Below are 21832 nucleotides of genomic sequence, written 5' to 3'. Positions count from 1 at the left end.
TGCTCCGTTCTAGCGGCTCTTGGCGCGGAATTCGGCGCCGCGGGAGGTGGGGTCATGGCCAGTGAGTACGACGTCGGGGATGCCGGTCGGCTCCCGCGGATCCGGGAAGCGGGCCGACACCACCTCAGAGTTCGTAGGGATGTCATAGCCCGGAGGCGGCGGCGGGAACGGTGCCGATTGTTCGATGAGCCTGCCGTAGTACTCCAGCCACTTGCCGTGGTTGAAGGTGAGGGCTCCCACGATGCGGCCGTTCTTGCCGAAGGCGGCCGCGAAGCGGAGGTCCTCGACCGAGCCCTGGGTGAAGACGATCTCGTCGCCGAAGGAGCACACGCCGCAGCCCTTGATGTTGACGCCGAACTGGCCGGACCAGAACTGCGGAAGCGGCAGGTGCGGGCGGCGCCCCTTCTCGAGGTGGACCATGTTGTGCGCAGCCGTTTGGGCACCCAGCACCGCGGCATCCACGTGCTCGATGGCCATGAACTGATACTCGTAGAGCACGTGCGGAGCCCGCGCGATGTCACCGGCGACGAAGATGTTGTCGGTCACGACGCCGTTGATGTCAAAGGCCCGGCAGCCCGCGTCGCAGGCCACCCCCCAGAAGCCGGTGGCCAGCTCGGCGCCCTCGAGCCATTCGATGTTGCGCACCGATCCCAGCGACGCCACCACCACGTCGACGTCGAGCAGCGTTCCGTCCGACAACTGTGCTTGCCGGACGTGTCCGTCGGCGTCACCTTTCAGCGCCTCGACCGCCACCCCGGTACGCAGGTCCACTCCCGCGTCGCGTTGCATCTTGGCGGCGATGTCGCCGATGACCCCACCGAGCGGCCCGACCAACGGTGCGCTGGAGCGCTCCGCGACCGTCACGTCCAATCCGAGCTCACGGCACACCGAGGCCATCTCGGAGCCGATGAAACCCGCGCCGACGATCAACACTCGTTTGGGCTTGGCTTTGAACGCCGCCTGGATCTTGGCCGCGTCATCGCTGGTGCGTAACGTGTAGAGCCCCTTCAGTTTCGCCTCTTCGGGGTTGAACCACGCGCGGGAGCGGACGCCGGTCGCGATGAGCAGTCGGTCGTAGGGCACCTTGTCCCCGTTGGCGAGCAACACTTCCCGGTTGTCGCGGTCGAGTCCGGTCGCCGCGACGCCGAGCCGCCAATCCGCGTCCACCTCCCGCAGTCGCGGCAGCTTGGTGTTGCCCGCGGGCACCCAGCCCTTGAGCACCTGCTTGGACAGCGGCGGCCGGTCGTACGGCTCGTGCACTTCGTCGCCGACGATGGTCAGCGAGCCGGTGAACCCCTCGTCGCGCAACGCTTCCGCTGCGCGAAGCCCGGCCAGCGAAGCACCGACGATCACGATGCGGCCCTCGGCCTTGAACGTGCTGACGAGCTGGTCGATCAACGGGTGCGCGCTCACTTCGTCGTCCTGTCCGAGGGCGGATCCATCTCGGCGATGATCGCCTGCACGGGACACGACGCAACGGCCCGCGCGACGTTCTGCCGTTGCGAGTCATCGGGATTCGGATCGTAGGCCAGGGCTTCCTCGCCGTTGAGTTTGAGTACCTCCGGCGCCAGCGGGACACACTGCGCGTATCCCAGGCAGCGATTCAGGTCGACGACGATGCGCATGCCAATGGGCTCCTTCTCAACCGGCGCCGAGGGCTGGTCAGCGCAACTCCAATCGGAGCGGTGGCGCTGACGCTAACGTAAGTGAGCGATTGACAGCGGTTAATCCACACAAAAAGAGTTACTCACGAAACCGGACTGCTGAGCGCGTCGACGTCGTACAAATGGCGTCGTGTCTATGGGGGATGGACAGCGTTGCTGCCAAGGAGCTCAAGGAGTTACGTGACACCCGACCGCGCCGTCGTCACCTACGTCGGCGCGTTGGCGGGCTGAAACTCTCCCGTGTCGTCTGGGTCGTCTTCGGCTCGGATCACGTGCACCACCGCGTTGATGAGCGCCAGATGGGTGAACGCCTGCGGAAAGTTGCCAAGGTGCCGCCCGGTGCGCGCATCGATCTCCTCGGCGTAGAGGTGCAGCGGGCTGGCGAACGACAGCAGCCGCTCGCACAGGTGCTTCGCGCGCCTGACCTCGCCGATCTCCACCAGCGCCGACACCAGCCAGAACGAGCAGATCGTGAACGTGCCTTCCTCGCCGGACAGTCCGTCGTCGGTTTCGTGCGTGCGGTAGCGCAGCACCAATCCGTCCTCGGTCAGTTCGTCGGCGATGGCCAGCACCGTCGCACGCAACCTGGGGTCATCAGGCGGCAGGAACCGGGTCAGCACCGCCAGCAACAGCGACGCGTCCAGGGCGTCGTCGCCGTAGCGCTGCGTCAGCACCCCACGCGAATCGACCCCGTTGGCCAGGATGTCGGCCTTGATCTCCTCGGCGATTTCGCGCCACGGCTCGATGAAATCCGTCCAGCCGTGTAGCTCGGCGAGCTTGGCACCGCGATCGAGTGCGACCCAACACATGATCTTGCTCGACGTGAAGTGTTGCGGCTCCCCCCGGACCTCCCAGATACCGCGATCGGGCTTGCGCCAGTGTGCGATGGCCTCCTCGACCTGATCCTTGAGCACCGGCCACAGGTTCTCGGAGATCTGCTCGCGAGAGCGCGAGTGCAGATAGACGGAGTCCAGCATCGAGCCCCACACGTCGTGCTGCATCTGGTCGAAGGCGCCGTTGCCGATCCGCACCGGCCGGGCATTGTCGTAGCCGGAGAGGTGATCGAGGGTGCCCTCGACGAGCGTGCGCTCACCACCCACGCCGTACATCACCTGAAGTGGGTGTGGCTCACCGTCGTTGGCGCCGGACACCTCGGCGATGAACGCGAAGAAGTCGTCGGCCTCACGGTCGAGACCCAACGTGTAGAGCCCCCACAATGCGAAGGTCGAGTCCCGTATCCACGAGTAGCGGTAGTCCCAATTACGTTCGCCCTGAGGCGTTTCCGGAAGCGAGGTGGTGCTGGCCGCCAGTAGCGCTCCGGTTGGCGCGTAGCTGAGCCCCTTCAAAGTCAGTGCGCTGCGCTGCAGGTAGGTCTTCCAGGGATGGTCGGGAAAGTTTCCGATGTTGATCCATTGCCGCCAGCACTCGCTGGTCTTCCACAACTTGTCGGCGGCCTCGGCATAGGTTTGCGGCGCGGCGTTCGACGAGAAGCTCAGTGCGACGAACACGTCGTCGCCCTCCTTCAACCTGGTGCGGGCCCGCGCCTGCCGACCATCGAGCCCAAGACGCAGGTTGGTGGTCAATCGCAGCGTCGGATGCGCATCGGGGTCACGCTTGGCCCGCGCGACTGCCTCGCCGTATCCATCGGTCGAGTACTCCCACCGTGCCGGGATGCGGTGGTAGTCGAACGACGGTTCACAATCCACCACCAGTTCGACGGTGCCGCTCACGCACCGCACCGTGCGCAACAACGTGTGCTCGGCATCCCAGTCCATCGGGGTGCGGCGATGGGTGTGCGAGCGCTTGTCGATGTCGTGCCATTCGCTCATCACCAAGGTGTCCCGCACGATCATCCAACCGGTGTGCGTCTGCCAGGTGGTCTCCAGAATCATGCTGCCCGGCAGGTACCGGCGCGCGGCGGGCACCGTCACCCCGTAGGGGCTGATCCTGAAGTGCCCGGCGCCGCGATCCAATATCGCGCCGAAGAAGCTGGGCGAGTCCGGCCGCGGCGCACACATCCACTCCACCGACCCGGCCGACGAGATCAGGCAGGAGTTCTCGCAATCGGAGAGGAATGCGTAGTCGGCAATCGGCGGAAATGGGTTCCGCGGGTTGCTCGGTGCATACGGCGTGGACGGTGTGGCGTCGAACTGAATCGCGGCTCCATTCCCGTCGGCGGGCGTCGTGCTTTGCAGGACCATCCCGACATCATTGCCCGTGAACTGCCCTTACGGGGCCCACCCGCGTGATTTCGGCGCGCATTTCCGGGTTGAGCGCCGAGAAGCGCGCCGAAATCGCTAGGGGTGGACCTCGTTGAGCTTGCCGGTCGCGACGTCGAACACGAAGCCGCGCAGCGATTCGTGCTTGGTGACGAACGGGCTGGCCTCGATACGACGCAGCGACTGCCGCACGTCTTCATCGATATCCTGAAACGACTCCGCGGCCCACTCGGGCTTGAGCCCCGTTTCATCCTGGATCTGCTGCTTGAACCCGTCGTCGGTGAACGTCAGCATGCCGCAGTCGGTGTGGTGGATGAGGATGATCTCCTTGGTCCCCAGCAGCCGCTGGCTGATGGCCAGGGAACGGATTTCGTCATCCGTCACCACGCCGCCCGCATTGCGGATGACGTGCGCCTCGCCGTCGCCCAGGCCGAGCATCCGGTACACGTCGAGCCTGGCGTCCATGCACGCGACGACCGCGACGTGCTTGCTCGGGGGCAACGGCAGCGGGCCACTGAATGACGCGGCGTAGGCCTCGTTGTTCTTCAGGTACTCGTCGGTCACGGACATTGGGACCTCCTGGCATTCGCATCCACGTCGACGCACGACGCTAGTTGGACCGTACCCGGAATCCCACGGTGGAAATCGGGTTGATTCCAACTAGCGCCCTGCCGCGTCAGACCTTCGACTGCAGGTCGTAGACGGTGGTTCCGCCGACGTCCAGCTTCTTGAAGTGCTGTTCCACCCAGGTGGTGATGTCGCCTGCCGAACCCGACCGGTGCCCGCCAGCGCCGCCCCGTCCAGAATCGGCGAGGAAGTACCGGACCTGCCCGTCTGCGACGTACTGCTGGAACTGCGCCAGCGTCGGCGACGGGTCACCGCCGGTGAACCCACCGATCGCCATCAGCGACGCACCGGTCTTGAGTTCGAGGTCGCTCACCGACATCGAGCCGATTCCTGCTGCCGCCCAACGGTTGTCGACACCCCTGAGCAACTCCTCGACCTGCGCGTCGTCGCCACCGCGGCCGGGGCCACCTGGCCCTCCCGGTCCACCCTTGCCGAAGCCTCCGAAGCCACCCGGCTTCTGCGGTCCGGACATGGTGCCCGGACCACTGTGCACACTTGCGGCGTTGTAGATCGAGAACGCCGCAGGTCCGCCAAGCCCGACGAGCGCGGCCGCGATCGCCACGACGGCCGTCGCGCGGCCCAGCCGATGAGCCCGCACCGCGAGCAGGAGCGCGACAACGATCGACCCGACGAGTACCACCCAGCGCACGACGGGCCACCACTCGGGTGTCCGGTTCAGCAACAGGAACGACCACACCCCGGTCGCCAAGAGCATGACGGCGAGCACCAGCCGCGGGACCAACGAGTCCCTACGCTTCACCAGTTGCGCCACCGCGATGCCGACCAGCGCGGCGACCGCGGGAGCGAGTGCGACGTTGTAGTACGGGTGGACGGTGCCCGCCATGAAGCTGAACACCGCGCCCGTCACCAGAAGCCAACCGCCCCAGAGCATTAGTCCGGCGCGGACGCGATCGGTACGCGCCGCCCGCCGCGTCAACCAGAGCCCTGCGACCAGCCCGATGAGGGCCGCGGGCAGCAGCCACGACGCCTCGACGCCCATCGACGGTCCGAACAGCCGCGTGATACCGGGGTTGCCGCCGAAGAAGAGGTTCATGCCGCCACCGGGGCCGCCGTGCCCACCGGGACCGCCGCCTCCTCCTGGGCCGCCGCCCTCGTTGCCTGCGATCCGCTCGATACCGTTGTAGCCGAAGGCCAACTGCAGCAGGCTGTTGTCGGTGGAACCCGCGATGTAGGGCCGCGAACCGGCCGGCCAGAGGCTGACCAACGCGACATACCAGCCTGCCGACACGATCATCGTCACGCCACCGATCAGCAACGCGCCCAGTCGTTTCCAGATGCCGAACGGCGCGGCGACGAGAACGACCAACGCGAGCCCGGGGACGACGAGGAAGGCCTGCAGCATCTTCGTGAGGAACGCGAATCCAATCGCGCAGCCCGTCAACGCCATCCACATCGACATCCGTCGCGCGCTACCGGCATCGATGGCACGCACGGTGCAGTAGGCCGCCACGACCAACAGGAGCACCAGTAGGGCGTCGGGATTGTTGAAGCGGAACATCAACGTGGCCACCGGTGTCAGCGCCAGTGCGGCCCCGGCGATCAGGCCCGCATTGGCGCCGCTGGTGCGCCGGACGGTGAAGTACAGGATCGCGACCGCTGCGACGCCCATCAGCGCCTCTGGCAACAGCATCGTGAACTCGTTGAAGCCGAACAGCCTGCCGGACAGGCCCATTACCCACATCGCGGCGGGCGGCTTGTCGACGGTGATCGCATTGCCGGGGTCCAGTGATCCGAACAGCCACGCCTTCCAGTCCTGGGTGCCGGCCTGGGCGGCCGCGGCGTAGTAGCTGTTGGCCCAGCCCGAGGAGCCAAGCCCCCACAGATAGAGCACGGCGGTGCCTGCCAGTAGCGCCCAGAATGCGGGGCGCGTCCAGCGTGGCTCCGGCGGGCTCGTCTCGTCGATGACGACGTCCGCCTGGACGTCGTCTGCAGTGATCGTCATCGATGGTTCCTTGTCGTTTTCGTGAAGTGAGTCAGCGGGTGCGGCGGGGGTGAAAGACCCAGCCGCGCAACAGGACGAAGCGCAGCGCCGTAGCCACCAGGTTCGCCAGTACCAGCACGCTGAGCTCGAGCAGCCGGTGCGGTTGCTCGACGAACGCGTGCAGGCCGGCCAGCGCGCCGCTCGTGATGGCCAGCGCAATCGCGAACACGATCAGCCCCTCGACGTGGTGGCGCGCCGCCTTGGTGGCACCGGTTACGCCGAACGTAAACCGGCGGTTGGCAGCCGTATTGGCGATCGCCGTGACGAGCAGCGCCACCAGGTTGGCGGCCTGCGCTCCGATCACGCCGTGCATCAACATGAACAGCACGAGATACGCCAAGGTCGACGCCACGCCGACCGCTCCGAAGCGCACCGCCTGGCGGAACAGCGAGTTGGGTGCGGCCGACAATTGTGACGGGGCCAGTTGCGCCGCAATCGCGTTCACCGGGATCGAGCCGTTGGCGAAGCCGCGGAGCAGCCGACCGACGCCCTTGAGGTCGGCCGTTGCGGTGGCGACGATGTCGACGCGGCTGTCGGGGTCGTCGACCCAGTCGACGGGCACCTCGTGGATGCGCAGTCCGCTTCGCTCGGCGAGCACCAGCAGTTCGGTGTCGAAGAACCAGCCGGTGTCGGTGACGTGCGGAAGCAGCCGCTGTGCGACGTCGGCGCGGATGGCCTTGAACCCGCACTGGGCGTCGGAGAACTTGGCCTGAAGCGTCGACCGCAAGATCAGGTTGTAGCAGCGCGAGATGATCTCCCGCTTCGCGCCCCGCACTACCCGCGAGCCGCGGCCGAGGCGCGTTCCGATCGCCAGGTCGGAGTGTCCCGAGATCAGCGGCGCGACGAGCGGGGCCAGTGCGGCCAGATCCGTAGACAGGTCGACGTCCATGTAGGCCAGCACCTGAGCGTCGGAGTCGGCCCAGACCTGATGCAACGCGCGGCCGCGGCCCTTCTGCTCGAGCCGCACGACCCGAACGTCATCGAGCTCGGCCGCCAATTCCGCGGCGATGAAAGGCGTGTCGTCGATGCTGGCGTTGTCGGCGATCGTGATGCGGACGGGGTACGGGAAGTGCTCGCACAGGTGGCGGTGCAGCCGGTGGATCGAATCGGCAAGGGCGGCTTGCTCGTTGTACACGGGCACGACGACGTCGAGCACCGGCACGCCGAGCTCGCGAGCGACAAGGGCTGCATTGGGCCGGGATTCGAAGCGAGGCGCAGGCGCCACGGCGAGGGCTGTCATGGTTTCCATGTTCGGGTAGGCGAGTGTGTCGGTCGTTGGCAGAAGCTATGCGCCCGCTATGAGTTCTTCGGCGCGGCGGTCAGGTCGTAGACCACGACCCCGTCGACCCGCTTCGACGCGAAGGTGGACTGCACCCATTCCGTGATGTCAGCGGCGTCGTGGCTGCCGCTGGCGTGCCCGAACACGTTGCCCATGCCCATGGCGGACCGCCCGCGGATGAAGTAGTGGATCTGCTTGGCTGCGACGTCCGACTTGAACTCGGTGAGGGTGGGCGCCGGGTCGGTGCCGTTGAAGCCGCCGACGGCCATGACCGGGGCGTCCGCCGCCAATTGGTAGCCGGCCGCATTGTTCGAGCCGACGACGGCGGCCGTCCATGCAAAGCCGCCCGAATCGGCGGCCAGCAGCCTCGTCAGTTCGGGGCCTGCCTCCGGCGAGTCGAGAAGGCCGCCGGCGAATCCTCCGAAGTTGCCGTGTCCGCGGGCAGGTCCGACGCCAGGCATGGCTCCGCCGTGTACGGACTGCGCGGTGGCCATGGTGAAGGCCGCCGGCGCGATCAGCATGGCCGCGACGGTCAGTCCCGCCGTGAACGTCGCCATGTGCCGAGGCAACCTACCGACTACCAGCAGCAGCACGGCGGCCCCCACTCCGCCCACGGCCACCACGCCCCGCAACCACGGTAGCCAGTCGCCGTGTCGGGAAAGCAGAACCGCGGCGAGCGCGGCGGTGACGAGCACGGTGGCGGACATCGCCGCCGCGGCCCGCACGTCACCGCGGTTGCGCCACAACAGGACTGCGCCAATTCCGAGGCACGCCGCGAGTGCAGGTGCGAGCGCGACGGTGTAGTACGGGTGCACGATGCCCTTGGCGTAGCTGAACACGACGGCCGTCACCACCAGCCACCCGCCCCACAGGATCAGCGCGGCTCTGGTCGGATCCGTCCGAGGGGCGCGCCGGGTGATGAGCAGGCCCGCGACGAGGCCCACCACTGCGGCGGGCAACAGCCAGGCGATGTACGTCCCCATGCCGCTCCCGAGCAGCCGGTCCCACCCGACGTCGAAGTTCATGTTGCCAAGGCCACCGGTTTCCTCACCGGTGAGCCGGCCCAAACCGTTGTAACCCAAGGCCAATTCGACGATGCTGTCGTGCTGCGACCCGCCGATGTACGGGCGGGACTCCGACGGCCACAGTTCGACGAGCAACAGGTACCACCCCGCGGACAGGACGAACGCGCCCAGCGCACCTCCCAACCGCATCAGTCGCGTCCGCAGCGGAGCGGCGGCGGACGTCAGGTAGGCCACGCCGAAGGCGGGCAACACGAGCAACGCCTGCAGCATCTTGGCCAGGAATCCGAAGCCGACCGCGACCCCGGCCCCGACCAACCACCAACGGCTGCTGTCTTTTTCGCACGCGCGCTGTACGCAGTACGCACCGGCGACGAGCATCAGCACCAGCAGCGCGTCGGGGTTGTTGAAGCGGAACATCAGCGCGGCCACCGGCGTCAGCGCAAACACCGTCCCCGCGAGCAGTGCAGCCGCCGGTCCGGATGCGCGGCGCACGGCCGCGTACAGCAGTGCGACCGCTGCTACGCCCTCCAGTGCCTGCGGCGCCAGCACGCTCCACGAGTTCAAACCGAACAGCCGCACGGAGACGTCCATCACCCACAAGGCCGCAGGCGTCTTGTCGACCGTGATCGCATTGCTCGCGTCGCTCGACCCGAACAACATCGCCGTCGCGTTCTCGGCTCCCGCCTGCGCGGCCGCGGAGTAGAAGGCATTCGCCCAGCCGCTCGCCGACAGGTTCCACAGGTAGAGCGCGGCCGTCACCACCAGCAACCCGCCAAACGCCACCCGTTCGCGGATCGCCCGCACACGCGCCGCGACGGCGTCGGGCGAGGCCACGTCCAGGGTTTTCGCGCGCGGCAATACGGCAGTCATCCCGCTGATTCTCACGCGCCCAGCTAGGCGTCGGATTTGACGTGACTGTGGGTCGTCTGTGAACCGGCGGGGAGCGTCACCGCGAACGCCGTGCGCCCTGGCCTGCTGTCGACCGAAATCGTCCCGTCGTGCGCCTTCACGACCGCAGCGACGATCGCCAGCCCCAGCCCGGTGCTACCGCCCACACTCGGTATCGCCGCCGGGTCGGCTCCGCGGCGCGACCGACCTGAGTCGCCCCTCGCGAACCGTTCGAAGATCTCCGGGCGCAACGTGTCCGGTATCCCCGGACCGTCGTCGGCGACCGTGAGCACGGCGGCGCCCGTGTCGTCGCGCGTCAAGGACGTCGTGACTGTCGTACCGGGGTGGGTGTGCAGGCGGGCGTTCGCGAGCAGGTTCGCCAGCACTTGGTGAAGGCGGGCCTCGTCACCCGTGACCACGATGGGCTCGTCGGGTAGTTCGAGCAACCATTCGTGGTCGGGCCCCGCCACGTGCGCGTCGCTGACCGTGTCGACGACCAACCGGGACAGGTCGACCGATTCGCGCGCCAGCGGCCTACCCTCGTCAAGCCTGGCCAGGAGCAACATGTCCTCCACGAGGCGCGTCATGCGGGCGGTCTCGGATTCGACGCGGCTCATGGCGTGTGCGACGTCGTCGGGCAGTTGGGCACGTTTGCGTTGGGCCAACTCGGTATATCCGCGAATCGCCGCCAACGGAGTGCGCAACTCGTGGCTGGCGTCGGACACGAATTGCCGCACGCGTGTCTCGCTGGTCTGCCGGGCCGACAGCGCGCCCGCGATGCGGTCGAGCATGCGGTTGAGCGCGGACCCCAGTTGACCTATCTCCGTATGCGCGCTCGCCGGGTCCACAGCGACGATGTGGCTTGGCAGTCGCACCTCACCCTTGTCGAGTTCGCGGTCGGCGACGTCCCTGGCAGCCGCGGAAACCCTTGACAGCGGCGCAAGTTGGCGACGGATGATGTAGATGCCCGCAGTGGTCGCGGCGATGAGTGCGACGACGGCGACCACGCAGAACATCCCGACGACCCACAGCAGGGTGCGGTCGACGTCCGCCGTCGGAAGGCCGGTCACGATGACGGCCTGACCGCCGTGTCGCGGGTGCAACGCGATCAACCGATACCTGCCGTGCCCGTCGAGGTCGGCACTTTGCGGCCTGCGGTTCGGCGGGATGGCTCCGAGTGTGGCCTTCGCGGCGTCGCTGAGCTCGGCACGGCCGCCGTCGGGCGTGATGACCCCGGCGTCGACGCTGCCATCGCGCAGTACGACCGCGCCTACCGTGCGGGTGGCCTGGCCCGGCGCGTTGAGGAAGCCAGGACCCGGCCCCAGTTCCGGGTCGAACCGCTCGCGGTACGGAAAGTCCGGCGGCAACGGCTCCATTGGCGGCGGCATCTCCCCCGGTGGTGGTGGGGGTCGCATCGGCGGCGGTGGCATGTCGAAGATCGCGGCCGAGCGACGCCCGGCGTCGAGCAGCTGGGTGTCGAGCTGGTGCATCAGGAAGCGCTTCAGGGCGAGCTCGGTGGCGATTCCGATGCCTGCGCACACCACGGCGAGCAGGACCACCTGCGTGACCAGCAGACGCACGCGCAGCGACCAGGTGCGCGGTGACCAGAACCGCGTCCCGCGCTCGGCGCTCACTTGCTCGGTGCTCAACTACTCGCCTTCGCCTCAGCGCGCGGGTTTGAGCACATATCCGGCGCCTCGCAGGGTGTGAATCATCGGCTCGCGCCCGCTGTCGATCTTCTTGCGCAGATACGACACATAGAGTTCGACGATGTTCGACCGGCCGCCGAAGTCGTAACTCCATACCCGATCGAGGATCTGGGCCTTCGACAACACCCGTTTGGCATTGCGCATCATGAAGCGCAGGAGCTCGAATTCGGTGGCCGTCAACGTGATCGACTCACCTGCGCGCGTCACCTCGTGACTGTCCTCATCGAGTACCAAGTCGCCGACCACCAGCTGAGCGCCACCCGCTTCATCGGCGACGCCAGTGCGGCGCAACAGCGCACGCAACCGAAGTACGACCTCCTCAAGGCTGAACGGCTTGGTGACGTAGTCGTCGCCGCCTGCGGTCAGACCGGCGATCCGGTCCTCCACGGAATCCTTGGCGGTCAGCAGCAGCAGCGGCAGCCCGGGAATCTGCTGGCGCAACTCGTGGAGTACGTCGAGCCCGCTCATGTCGGGCAGCATGACGTCGAGTACCACCACATCGGGCGGGTTGTCCCGCGCCGACGAGATAGCCGACATGCCGTCGCCAGCCGTCGAGATGTCCCAACCCTCGTAGCGCAGCGCCATGGAGACCAATTCGGCGAGCACGGGTTCGTCGTCCACGACCAGCACGTTTATCGGCTTACCATCGGCGCGGCGCATGACGACGCGCTCATTCTCGGAACCGTTTGCAGTGGTCACACCGGTCATTATTCGCGCATGCGATGGGCCAACACTGTGCCGACCCTATGCGTGGCCTGTGAAACCTGCGGGCACATCGCGGACTGGACCGATTCACAGCCCACTCACGAGTACCCGCCGCACAGTGAGCACATGACTACCTGGGGAATTCGCGGCACGTTGGCCGCCATTGGGGTGGCGACCGTGGTCGCAGGCTTCGGTGGGACGGCGATCTACGCCGCCACCGGCAGCGATGCACACTTCATGGGCGGGCATGGAAATCAGGGGCCACCAAGACCCGATGGACCTGGTGGCCTGGGTGGAATGGATCCCTTCCACGACGCTGACTCCGGCACCTCGGCCGACAGTGCGTTGCACGCCGAATTCGTCATATCCGACCACGACGGCGGGTACACCACGATGGTGTCGCAAACCGGCACCGTCACCGCCATCGACGCTACGTCGGTCAGCGTGCGCAGCGCTGACGGCTACGTACAGAACTACGTCGTCCCGTCTGCCGCGACCGCGGCGCCGTTCGCCGTCGACGACCAGGTGATCATCCGGGCTACCCGTCCCGGTACCGGTGGCGCACCGATCGTCACCACGATGCGGGCACCGATGCTCGGACACTAAGCGCATCAAATGAAAGCGCCCGCCTCGCAGCATCTTTGACTGCAAGGCGGGCAACTCATCGGTTGGTGCTAAGACTAACCTGGCACGCCCTCTTCTTCGGGCGGCAGCGGTGCCGGGCCCTTGATCGGGGGGACGGCCGACGACGTGGTCGGTTCGGCCGGAGCTGGCGTCGCTTCGACCACGGTCTCGCCCGTCGTCGCGCTTGGCGTCGGAACCGGGCCAGGGGTGCTTGGTTCGGCCACACTGGTGCTGCCGAAGGCGACCGAGACGGCACCCATCGCGAGCACGCCCGTCGCTCCAGCCGTCGCCGAGATCAGCTTCAACTTCGTGGTGTTCACGGATCACTCCAATTCGGTTCGAGAACATAACGCGAAGGGATCTGCTTCAATCCCTTCGCCGTTCGGTTAACCGAAGCGGGCGAAGGTCAAACGTGTGATGCGCGTTACTGCGGGTTCGAGTCTGGTGCCTCACCCGCCCACAGCGGCGCCGGGCCCTTTATGGACGGGATAGCCATCCCAGTTGCCGGCGCAGACGGCGGTGTCGAGAACGTACTGGTCGAACCGGCGTTCACGACGTTGTACTTCGCCACGTTCGCACCCTGTTGCGGCAGCAGCGCGGCGCTCAGTGCGCCCGCCGTGACAGCTGCGCCGCCGCCAAGAACCGCGGCCATCATCTTCACGTTGCGTCGATTGAACGGTTGCATCGGCCTTCCCTCTTTCTTTCGAACCTCGTTGGGTCACCCAGCATTCGAGAGCTCTCCTTCATGCGAGTGAACTCCCGTCCCCTGTGACCAGGCTGGCGACGCCATGCCAATTCGCCAATGCGGTCGCCGCGCCAAGACGGCCACTTCGCGGCATCGACGTCGCCGATCTCTTACCCTGTGCGAATGCACTGTGAGGTGGGCGCGACATGACGCGCTTCTTGGCCCGCCGCCTGCTGAACTACCTCGTGCTCCTGGTTTTGGCGTCGTTTCTGACCTTTGGGCTCGCATCGGTGTCGTTTCATCCGCTGGACAACCTGTTGCAGCGCAATCCGCGACCTCCGCAATCGTCGATCCAGGCCAAGTCCGACGAACTCGGTCTCGACAAGCCGATCCCGATCCGGTACGCCCACTGGTTCTCCGGGGCGGTCCGCGGCGACTTCGGCACGACCATCGCCGGTCAGCCGATCGCCGACCAACTGTGGAACCGCATCGGGGTCAGCCTTCGGCTGGTGTTCATCGGGTCGGTGATAGGCGCGATCCTCGGCGTCGTCATAGGAGCTTGGGGCGCCGTTCGGCAGTACCGGTTGTCCGATCGCGTGATCACGGTACTGAGCCTGCTGATCCTCAGTACGCCGGTGTTCGTCCTTGCCAACTTGCTGATCCTTGCTGCAAACGGGACCAATTCGATATTCGGCGTCCAGATCTTCGCCTACATCGGAGAGACGTCGTCGACGCCCGTCGGCGGGGCGTGGGCGCAATTCGTCGACCGTGTTCAGCACCTGGTGTTGCCGACGCTGACGCTTGCGCTCGGCTCCATCGCCGGATACAGCCGCTACCAACGCAACGCCATGCTTGACGTGCTGGGGCAGGACTTCATCCGCACCGCCAGGGCCAAGGGGTTGACGCGACGACGGGCGTTGTTCAAGCACGGCCTGCGGACGGCGCTGATTCCCATGGCCACGCTATTCGCTTACGGGGTCAGCGGATTGGTCACCGGCGCGGTGTTCACCGAGAAGATCTTCGGATGGCACGGCATGGGCGAGTGGGTGGTTCAGGGCATTGCTACGCAGGACATCAACATCATCACCGCCGTGACGGTGTTCACCGGTGCGACCGTGTTGTTGGGCGGCCTGCTCTCCGACATCATCTACGCCGCGCTCGACCCTCGGGTGCGTGTGCGATGAGCGAGCCCGTGACCACGACGTCGTCGACGAGCGCCAAGTCGGGCGTCGACGTCGGCGCCTTCGCCTCTCGGCGCACGCTGGTGTGGCGCAGATTCCTGAGCAACCGAACCGCCGTGGTGGCACTGGCGATCCTCCTGGTGCTGTTCGTCGGCTGCTACGCCCTGCCGCCGCTATTGCCATACAGCTACCTCGATTTGGACTACTACGCGCTGCAGCAACCACCCACGCTCAAGCATTGGTTCGGCACCAACTCGTTGGGCCAGGACCTGCTCGCCCAGACCTTGCGCGGCATGCAGAAGTCGATGCTGATCGGCGTATGCGTCGCGTTCGCCTCGACCATCATCGCCGCGACCGTAGGCGCGATCGCCGGTTACTTCGGCGGCTGGCGCGATCGCACCCTGATGTGGATCGTCGACCTGCTGCTGGTGGTACCGAGTTTCATCCTCATCGCGATCGTCACCCCAAGGCTGGGTCAGTCCGGTCGGGTGTTGTGGTTGATCGTGCTCTTCTCGGCCTTCGGATGGATGATCAGTTCGCGGATGGTGCGCGGCCTGACGATGAGCCTGCGCGAGCGTGAATTCGTCACGGCAGCAAGGTACATGGGCGTCAGCAATACCAGGATCATCGTCCGCCACATCGTGCCGAACGTGGCGTCGATTTTGATCATCGACACCGCGCTGAATGTCGGACTGGCGATCATCGGCGAGACGGGACTGAGCTTCCTCGGCTTCGGTGTGCAACCACCCGACGTCTCGCTCGGCACGCTCATCTCGGCAGGCACGCCGTCGGTCACCACCTTCCCGTGGGTGTTCCTGTTCCCCGCCGGGGTACTGGTGACGATCGTGTTGTGCGCCAACCTCGTCGGCGACGGGCTGCGCGACGCGTTGGATCCCGACAGTAGGCGACCACGGCGAGGTAAGAAGACGTGAGCCTGCTCGAGGTCACCGACCTGGAGGTTACGTTCCCGACCAACGCCGAGGACGTCACCGCCGTCCGCGGTCTGGACTTTTCCGTCGACTCCGGCGAGGTGCTGGCCATCGTCGGCGAATCCGGGTCAGGCAAGTCGGCCTCGGCGATGGCGCTCATCGGCCTGTTGCCGCCCTACGCCGAGGTGTCCGGATCGGTACGGCTGCACGGTGAAGAACTCATTGGCCTTGGCGATCAACAGATGTCGGGCATCCGCGGCAACAAGATCGGCACGGTGTTCCAGGATCCGATGTCAGCGTTGACCCCGGTCTACACCGTCGCCGACCAGATCGCAGAGGCGTTGCGGACCCACCAGCACGAGCTCGGCAAGCGGGCGGCCCGCGCCCGCGCAATCGAATTGCTGGACCTCGTGGGCATTTCGCAACCGGAGCAGCGGGCACGGGCCTTTCCACACGAACTGTCCGGTGGCGAGCGGCAGCGCGTCGTCATCGCGATCGCGATCGCCAACGATCCCGATCTGATCATCTGCGATGAGCCGACGACGGCGCTGGACGTGACCGTGCAGGCGCAGATCCTCGAGGTGCTCAAGACCGCCCGTGACGTCACGGGCGCCGGGGTGCTCATCATCACCCACGACCTCGGTGTAGTCGCCGAATTCGCCGACCGCGCCCTCGTCATGTACGCGGGCCGGGCAGTGGAGGTCGCACCGGTGGCCACGCTGTACGCCGACCGTCGAATGCCCTACACCGCAGGGCTACTCGGATCGGTGCCTCGCTTGGACTCGCCGCAGGGCACCCGATTGGTTCCGATTCCCGGCGCGCCGCCGTCGCTTGCCGCCCTCCCGGGCGGGTGCCCGTTCGCTCCCCGCTGCCCGTTGGCGATCGAGGAGTGCCGCACCACGGAACCCGACCTGCTGCCCGTCGGAGTGGCGCACACTGCCGCGTGCATCCGCACCGATCAGGTCGCCGGACGAACGGCGGCCGAGATCTATGGCGTCTCCACCGCTCCGCCCGCGGTGGCAACCGAACCCGACGCCGCAGTGGTACTGAACGTCACCGACCTGGTGAAGACGTACCAGCTCACGAAGGGCGTGGTGTTCCGCCGCCAGATCGGTGAGGTACGCGCAGTCGACGGCATCAGCTTCCAGCTTCAGCAGGGCCGGACGCTGGGCATCGTCGGCGAATCGGGTTCGGGCAAGTCCACGACGCTGCACCAGATCTTGGAACTGACTGCCCCGCAAGGTGGTTCGATTGAAGTGCTCGGGCGGGACGTGGCCACCTTGGACAGGCGGTCGCGCAAGGAAGTGCGCGGCGACCTGCAGGTCGTCTTCCAGGATCCCGTCGCAGCGCTCGACCCGCGGCTGCCGGTATTCGACGTGCTCGCAGAACCACTGACTGCCAACGGATTCGACAAACGCGCGACCGACGCCCGGGTAGCCGAACTGCTGACCGTCGTCGGACTGCGGCGCGAGGACGCCAGCCGGTATCCCGCCGAGTTCTCCGGAGGCCAGAAGCAGCGCATCGGCATCGCTCGCGCACTGGCGCTGCAACCGAAGATCCTCGCACTGGATGAACCTGTGTCTGCGTTGGACGTCTCGATTCAGGCCGGCATCATCAACCTGTTACTGGACCTGCAGCAGCAGTTCGGGTTGTCGTACCTGTTCGTGTCGCACGACCTGTCGGTGGTCAAACACCTGGCCCACCGGGTGGCAGTCATGTTCGGCGGCTCGATCGTCGAGCAGGGCGAGGCCGATGACGTATTCGCCAAACCTGCGCACGAGTACACGCGGCGGCTTCTTGCTGCCGTACCCCAGCCCATTGCGAACGTCGCGGACCAGACGTGAATGTTTGCCAAACGGCCGCGACGCGCACCCCGTCGCATCGGCCCCCGCTAACATCGGCGGGATGACCCTCAGACGTCTCGCCTTCGCCGCGCTCGTCACCGCGTGTGCGCTCACCGCGTGTTCCAGCGGCAACGAGCCACCGCCGGCGGCCGGCGGCAATGCCGAGGTCGGCTCCACGAACGACATGAATCCGCAGGACCCCGCCACCTTGCGAGAGGGTGGCAACTTGCGGCTGGCTCTGACCGGATACCCGGAGAACTACAACGCGCTGCAGATCGACGGCAACACCGGCGACATGTACGCGATCCTCAAACCCACGATGCCGCGAGCGTTCACCATCGCCGCCGATGGCTCGGCGACGGTCAACCACGACTACTTCACCAACGTCGAACTGACCGGGACCAATCCGCAGGTGGTCACCTACACCATCAACCCCAAGGCGGTGTGGAGCGACGGCACGCCGATCACCTGGGAGGACATCGCAGCGCAGTTCAACGCCACCAGCGGCAAGAACAAGGCGTACACGATCGCAGGAACGAACGGCATGGATCGCGTCGGTTCGGTCACGCGCGGCGTCGACGACCGGCAGGCCATCATGACGTTCGCCAAACCCTATGCGGACTGGAAGGGCATCATCGCGGGCAACGGCATGCTGTTCCCGAAGTCCGTCAACTCCACCCCGGAAGCCTTCAACAAGGGCTTCCTGAGTGCCCCCCCACCGTCGGCGGGGCCCTTCATCATCTCGGCGATGGATCCCACGGCGCAGCGAATCACGTTGACGCGCAACCCGAAGTGGTGGGGCACGCCAGCGAAGTTGGACAGCATTACGTACTTGGTGCTCGACGACGCCGCCCGCATTCCTGCATTGCAGAACAACGCCATCGACGCGAGCGGGGTTGCTTCGCTCGACGAGCTCACGATCGCACGCAACACCCCCGGCATTGCGATCCGGCGCGCTCCGGGGCTCAGCTGGTACCACTTCACGTTCAACGGCGCGAAGGGCTCGATTCTGGAAGATCCGGCGCTGCGTAACGCCATCGCCAAGGGCATCGACCGGCAAACGATCGCGAACGTGACCCAACGCGGACTGGCGGACAACCCGGCGCCACTCAACAACCACATCTACGTCGCGGGTCAGCTGGGCTATCAGGACAACAGCGGCGTCGTGGCATACGACCCAGAAGCGGCCAAGCGGGAACTCGACGCGCTGGGCTGGAAGATGAACGGCCAGTTCCGCGAGAAGGACGGCAGGCAACTGGCCCTGCGCGACGTGCTGTACGACTCACAAAGCACGCGGCAGTTCGGCCAGATCGCGCAGAACAGCCTGGCCCAAATCGGCGTGAAGCTGAATCTGGACGCCAAGACGGGCAATGGCTTCTTCAGTCAGTACATCACCGTCGGCAACTTCGACATCGCCCAGTTCGCTTGGGGTGCAGACGCCTTCCCGCTCTCCGGACTGACCCAGATTTACCTGTCCACCGGGGAGAGCAACTTCGGCAAGATCGGCAGCCCGGACATCGACGCCAAGATCGAAGCCACGCTGGCCGAACTCGACCCCGTCAAGACGCGCGAAGGGGCCAACGAACTGGACAAGGCGATCTGGGCCGAGGGCTTCAGCCTGCCCTTGATTCAGACACCCGGAAACGTTGCGGTCCGAAGCAATCTCGCCAACTTCGGTGCCGCCGGGCTGGCGGACGTGAACTACACGGCGATCGGTTTCATGAAATCCTGACCGGCTCAGTGCGCGACGCGGCGCACCAGCCGCGGCACCGCTGAGGGCACGGCCGATTCGGCTACCGAGGCCACCCCGATCGCCATCGACAACAAGCGGATGCTCATGACCGTCGGCGCGGAAGCGAGTTGCGCTGCGCGACTGGGCAGCTCGTCGAGATGGCCAGCATAGATCGCCTTGGCGATCTCCAGTGCCGCCCGCTCCCTGGTGTCGATGAGGCTGTGCCCCAGGGTGGGCAATTCGACCAGCACGGACTGCGGGATCAGCGCAGCGATGCGCCGGGCCACCGCGGGCGGCGTCGTGAGGTCGCGCCCACCGGAAACGACGACGGTCGGCCATGCGAACTTCGGCATCTCGGCGACGAGGTCGAAGGGCTCGGCCTCGAAATCGACGTCCCCGGTGGCCATTTCGCGGAATGTCACAGCCGGATCGAGCGGCCGGCCGTCTGGCACCGCGCCGTAGTTGAGTTCGCGGAAGCCGATCCGCGCGACCAGCTCCGGCTCGTGATGGTAGGGCGTCTCGTGCTCGAAGTACATCCGGGCGGTCTGCCCGATCGCACCCCACAACCAGTCTCGACCGCTCAACAAGAGGTCGAGCTGACGGTGCAGAACGTCCGGGCCGACGAGCCCGTACATCCCGACGGCCACCTGGGCCGCAGCGGGGGTGAGCACACCTTCGTCGACGAGCTTGCGCACCTTGGGCGCCAATTCGGCCGTCTCGGGGTCGTCACCGTCCCATAGCAATCGGCGGGCAGCCTGTCGAACCAGTTCGATGTCGTCGGCCGAGAGCAGCGGAGAATCAAGGACCATCGCGTGGATGCGGTCCGGATGGCGCACGCCGAGCCCGGCCGCCAGATACGTGCCGTACGACGTCCCGTAGACGACTGCCTTCGAAACCTGCGCATCGTCGAGCACGGCGGCGACGTCATCGACGGCCTGCTCGATGGTCAAGGCCTCGGCGGGCAGATCGACACCGGCGTCGTCGTGACGCGACATGCCCACGCCGCGGTGCTCGACCATGATGACGTCGAGCCCGTCGGCCGCCGCGTGTCTGCGGAGCCCGCGGTAGAGCGCGATCGAGGCCGCTCCGGGTCCACCGGGGATGATCACCAGCGGAATCGCCGATTTGCGACCGCTACGCACGTAGTACAGGTCGAACTCACCGCCGCTGCCCAGTGGCCTGCGAACCGGCCGCACGCCGGGCAGCGCAGCCAACTTGGCGTGTGCGCGGCGACGCTTGGCGGTCATGGTCATCAACGACCATTGTGCTCCCTTCCGTCGGGTCGGCACGCATCGAATCCTTAGGTTCGCCATGAGACAAATCAGTGCCCCGCGACGAGAGGTTGCGTACAACGGTGGCATGTCTGCCACCGAAGAAGTCGTCTCGATCGCGCCAGGAACAGCCCAGTGGGACCAGCTACTGAGCGGAATCGCGTCAGGAGCCAAGGATCGAGACCTCAACGACGAGAATCCATTTGATCAGGTAGCGCAGCTCAAGCAGGCCGGCTTCGGCAAGCTCCGGCTGCCGCGCGAGCTCGGCGGCGCAGGACTGACTGTCCCGCAACTGTTCTCCGCAGTGATCGACGTCGCGCGCGCCGATCCCATTGTGGCTCACATCTTCCGGACGCATTTCTGGTTCGTCGAGGAGCGGTTGAACACGGTCGACGACGCCGGCTCCCGGGCTTGGCTGGGCAAAGTGACCGACGGCAAGATCTTCGGCAACGCCTTCAGCGAGAAGGGCAGCGCAGCGGTGGGCAGCCTGGTCTTCAACACCCGGCTACTCCCCGATCCGGCGGGCGGCTTCCGCCTCGACGGGGAGAAGTTCTACAGCACCGGGACGTTGTTCTCCGACTTCCTGACCGTCACCGCCACCACGGATCACGACTCCGTCGCGACCATCGTGGTGCCCGCCGACCGGGCAGGCGTGCGCTTGGTCGACGATTGGGACGGCTTCGGCCAGCGTCGCACCGGCACTGGCACCACCACCTTCAGCAGCGTCGAGGTGGCCGCCGACGAAGTGCTGTCGGACACCTCGTACGACGCCGACCCGGTACCGACCGTGCAGTACTCGGCGCTCCAACTGTTCATCCACGCCGTGGTCGCGGGCATCCTGGCCAACGTCGTCGACGACGGGGTGGCCCTGCTCAGGTCGCGCGACCGCAGCTTCAGCCACGCCCCAACCGAGCGGCCGACCGACGACCCGCTGTTGCAGCGTCAGCTCGGTGAACTGGCCAGCACGGCGTACATCGCGCGTGCCGCGGTGTTGGACGCCGCCGCGGCGATCGAGGAGGCGACGGCATCGGCGGATGCCGCGGGCGTACCCGACGCCAAGCTCACGACGGAGGCTCAGCTGAAGGTCGCCAAGGTCAAGGTGCACCTCGACGTCGTCGCACCGGAAGCCGCGACCCGGCTGCTGGAACTCGGAGGCGCCAGTGCCGCGAGCAGGCAGAAGAACCTCGACCGGCACTGGCGCAACATCCGGACCATCACCCTCCACAACCCGGTGGCCTACAAGGCCAAGGTGATCGGCCAGCACCTCCTGCACGACACGCCCATCCCCGCCAACGCCTACTTCTGACGAGCGATTCGTGGGGGGGGGGGGGGGGGGGGGGGGGGGGGGCCGCGCGCCCGCCCCAAACCCCCCCGCACGAGCGCGGACGCGAGGGGGGGGGGGGGGGGGCGCGGGGGGGGGGGGGGGCGGGGGGGGCGCCGGCGGGCCG

At 66.7% G+C, this 21832-nt stretch carries 18 protein-coding genes; 6 read left to right on the top strand and 12 right to left on the bottom strand.

What is annotated here, in order from left to right; genetic code table 11:
* Positions 1 to 9: 9 nt before the first annotated feature.
* From SLQ30_RS31820 to SLQ30_RS31780, 9 genes are all read right to left on the bottom strand, one after another.
* A complete protein-coding gene (locus SLQ30_RS31820; protein WP_319449007.1) occupies positions 10 to 1413 on the bottom strand; it encodes an NAD(P)/FAD-dependent oxidoreductase in 1404 nt (467 codons plus the stop codon).
* Positions 1410 to 1625 carry a ferredoxin gene (locus SLQ30_RS31815; protein ID WP_319449008.1) on the bottom strand — a complete coding sequence of 72 codons (216 nt, stop codon included), beginning with the start codon at positions 1623 to 1625 and terminating at the stop codon, positions 1410 to 1412. The genes SLQ30_RS31820 and SLQ30_RS31815 overlap by 4 nt, the downstream gene beginning before the upstream one ends.
* Positions 1626 to 1870: 245 nt before the next feature.
* Positions 1871 to 3865: a glycoside hydrolase family 15 protein gene (locus SLQ30_RS31810; RefSeq protein ID WP_319449009.1), complete on the bottom strand. Its 1995-nt coding sequence runs from the start codon at positions 3863 to 3865 to the stop codon at positions 1871 to 1873.
* Positions 3866 to 3961: 96 nt separating this feature from the next.
* On the bottom strand, positions 3962 to 4453 hold the full coding sequence (locus tag SLQ30_RS31805) for a carbonic anhydrase (RefSeq protein ID WP_319449010.1): 492 nt from the start codon (positions 4451 to 4453) through the stop codon (positions 3962 to 3964).
* Positions 4454 to 4559: 106 nt separating this feature from the next.
* Complete coding sequence (locus tag SLQ30_RS31800) at positions 4560 to 6473, bottom strand: ArnT family glycosyltransferase (protein ID WP_319449011.1); 1914 nt, start codon at positions 6471 to 6473, stop codon at positions 4560 to 4562.
* Positions 6474 to 6504: 31 nt separating this feature from the next.
* Positions 6505 to 7761: a bifunctional glycosyltransferase family 2/GtrA family protein gene (locus tag SLQ30_RS31795; protein ID WP_319449012.1), complete on the bottom strand. Its 1257-nt coding sequence runs from the start codon at positions 7759 to 7761 to the stop codon at positions 6505 to 6507.
* 47 nt (positions 7762 to 7808) lie between these two features.
* Entirely contained in the window at positions 7809 to 9686 is a 1878-nt protein-coding gene (locus tag SLQ30_RS31790) for a glycosyltransferase family 39 protein (RefSeq protein ID WP_319449013.1), read from the bottom strand.
* A 23-nt stretch (positions 9687 to 9709) separates the two neighbouring features.
* The gene (locus tag SLQ30_RS31785; RefSeq protein ID WP_319449014.1) at positions 9710 to 11353 is read right to left on the bottom strand and encodes a HAMP domain-containing sensor histidine kinase; all 1644 of its coding nucleotides are present in this window, start codon (positions 11351 to 11353) and stop codon (positions 9710 to 9712) included.
* A gap of 15 nt (positions 11354 to 11368) precedes the next feature.
* Entirely contained in the window at positions 11369 to 12073 is a 705-nt protein-coding gene (locus SLQ30_RS31780; RefSeq protein WP_319449157.1) for a response regulator transcription factor, read from the bottom strand.
* Between the two features lie 171 nt (positions 12074 to 12244).
* Here SLQ30_RS31780 and SLQ30_RS31775 point away from each other — a divergent pair, with 171 nt between their 5' ends.
* Positions 12245 to 12724: a hypothetical protein gene (locus tag SLQ30_RS31775; protein WP_319449015.1), complete on the top strand. Its 480-nt coding sequence runs from the start codon at positions 12245 to 12247 to the stop codon at positions 12722 to 12724.
* Positions 12725 to 12798: 74 nt separating this feature from the next.
* Here SLQ30_RS31775 and SLQ30_RS31770 read toward each other — a convergent pair whose 3' ends face one another.
* Entirely contained in the window at positions 12799 to 13062 is a 264-nt protein-coding gene (locus SLQ30_RS31770) for a hypothetical protein (protein WP_319449016.1), read from the bottom strand.
* 104 nt (positions 13063 to 13166) lie between these two features.
* Positions 13167 to 13427, bottom strand: a complete 261-nt coding sequence (locus tag SLQ30_RS31765) for a hypothetical protein (protein ID WP_319449017.1) — start codon at positions 13425 to 13427, stop codon at positions 13167 to 13169.
* Between the two features lie 206 nt (positions 13428 to 13633).
* On the opposite strand from SLQ30_RS31765, the gene SLQ30_RS31760 reads away from it, so the two are divergent.
* Genes SLQ30_RS31760 through SLQ30_RS31745 form a run of 4 tightly spaced genes read left to right on the top strand, consistent with a single transcriptional unit; the run spans position 13634 to position 19113 of the window.
* Positions 13634 to 14611 (top strand): ABC transporter permease, encoded by a 978-nt coding sequence (locus SLQ30_RS31760; RefSeq protein WP_319449018.1) that lies wholly within the window; start codon positions 13634 to 13636, stop codon positions 14609 to 14611.
* Positions 14608 to 15540, top strand: coding sequence for an ABC transporter permease (locus SLQ30_RS31755; protein WP_319449019.1), 933 nt, complete (start codon positions 14608 to 14610; stop codon positions 15538 to 15540). Before SLQ30_RS31760 ends, SLQ30_RS31755 begins: the two co-directional genes overlap by 4 nt.
* Positions 15537 to 17381 (top strand): ABC transporter ATP-binding protein, encoded by a 1845-nt coding sequence (locus SLQ30_RS31750; protein WP_319449020.1) that lies wholly within the window; start codon positions 15537 to 15539, stop codon positions 17379 to 17381. Before SLQ30_RS31755 ends, SLQ30_RS31750 begins: the two co-directional genes overlap by 4 nt.
* Positions 17356 to 19113 (top strand): ABC transporter family substrate-binding protein, encoded by a 1758-nt coding sequence (locus SLQ30_RS31745; RefSeq protein ID WP_413468235.1) that lies wholly within the window; start codon positions 17356 to 17358, stop codon positions 19111 to 19113. The genes SLQ30_RS31750 and SLQ30_RS31745 overlap by 26 nt, the downstream gene beginning before the upstream one ends.
* Before the next feature lie 5 nt (positions 19114 to 19118).
* On the opposite strand, the gene SLQ30_RS31740 is transcribed toward SLQ30_RS31745, so the two are convergent.
* Positions 19119 to 20366: an alpha/beta fold hydrolase gene (locus SLQ30_RS31740; RefSeq protein ID WP_319449022.1), complete on the bottom strand. Its 1248-nt coding sequence runs from the start codon at positions 20364 to 20366 to the stop codon at positions 19119 to 19121.
* A gap of 106 nt (positions 20367 to 20472) precedes the next feature.
* Between SLQ30_RS31740 and SLQ30_RS31735 the strand changes: the two genes are divergently transcribed.
* The gene (locus tag SLQ30_RS31735; RefSeq protein ID WP_319449023.1) at positions 20473 to 21690 is read left to right on the top strand and encodes an acyl-CoA dehydrogenase family protein; all 1218 of its coding nucleotides are present in this window, start codon (positions 20473 to 20475) and stop codon (positions 21688 to 21690) included.
* The last annotated feature ends 142 nt before the right edge of the window (positions 21691 to 21832 follow it).

The sequence above is a fragment of the Mycobacterium sp. RTGN4 genome, from assembly GCF_033804635.1.
Classification (GTDB): Bacteria; Actinomycetota; Actinomycetes; order Mycobacteriales; family Mycobacteriaceae; genus Mycobacterium.
Note: the sequence above shows the minus strand (reverse complement) of the source record. Positions and strands in the feature narration are given on the sequence as shown.

Excerpts from the sequence above, each read along its gene's own strand:
- SLQ30_RS31815 (WP_319449008.1), bottom strand. The coding sequence starts at position 1,625 with ATGCGCATCGTCGTCGACCTGAATCGCTGCCTGGGATACGCGCAGTGT.
- SLQ30_RS31810 (WP_319449009.1), bottom strand. The coding sequence starts at position 3,865 with ATGGTCCTGCAAAGCACGACGCCCGCCGACGGGAATGGAGCCGCGATT.
- SLQ30_RS31805 (WP_319449010.1), bottom strand. The coding sequence starts at position 4,453 with ATGTCCGTGACCGACGAGTACCTGAAGAACAACGAGGCCTACGCCGCG.
- SLQ30_RS31800 (WP_319449011.1), bottom strand. The coding sequence starts at position 6,473 with ATGACGATCACTGCAGACGACGTCCAGGCGGACGTCGTCATCGACGAG.
- SLQ30_RS31795 (WP_319449012.1), bottom strand. The coding sequence starts at position 7,761 with ATGGAAACCATGACAGCCCTCGCCGTGGCGCCTGCGCCTCGCTTCGAA.
- SLQ30_RS31790 (WP_319449013.1), bottom strand. The coding sequence starts at position 9,686 with ATGACTGCCGTATTGCCGCGCGCGAAAACCCTGGACGTGGCCTCGCCC.
- SLQ30_RS31780 (WP_319449157.1), bottom strand. The coding sequence starts at position 12,073 with ATGCGCCGCGCCGATGGTAAGCCGATAAACGTGCTGGTCGTGGACGAC.
- SLQ30_RS31775 (WP_319449015.1), top strand. The coding sequence starts at position 12,245 with ATGACTACCTGGGGAATTCGCGGCACGTTGGCCGCCATTGGGGTGGCG.
- SLQ30_RS31765 (WP_319449017.1), bottom strand. The coding sequence starts at position 13,427 with ATGCAACCGTTCAATCGACGCAACGTGAAGATGATGGCCGCGGTTCTT.
- SLQ30_RS31760 (WP_319449018.1), top strand. The coding sequence starts at position 13,634 with ATGACGCGCTTCTTGGCCCGCCGCCTGCTGAACTACCTCGTGCTCCTG.
- SLQ30_RS31755 (WP_319449019.1), top strand. The coding sequence starts at position 14,608 with ATGAGCGAGCCCGTGACCACGACGTCGTCGACGAGCGCCAAGTCGGGC.
- SLQ30_RS31740 (WP_319449022.1), bottom strand. The coding sequence starts at position 20,366 with ATGACCATGACCGCCAAGCGTCGCCGCGCACACGCCAAGTTGGCTGCG.
- SLQ30_RS31735 (WP_319449023.1), top strand. The coding sequence starts at position 20,473 with ATGTCTGCCACCGAAGAAGTCGTCTCGATCGCGCCAGGAACAGCCCAG.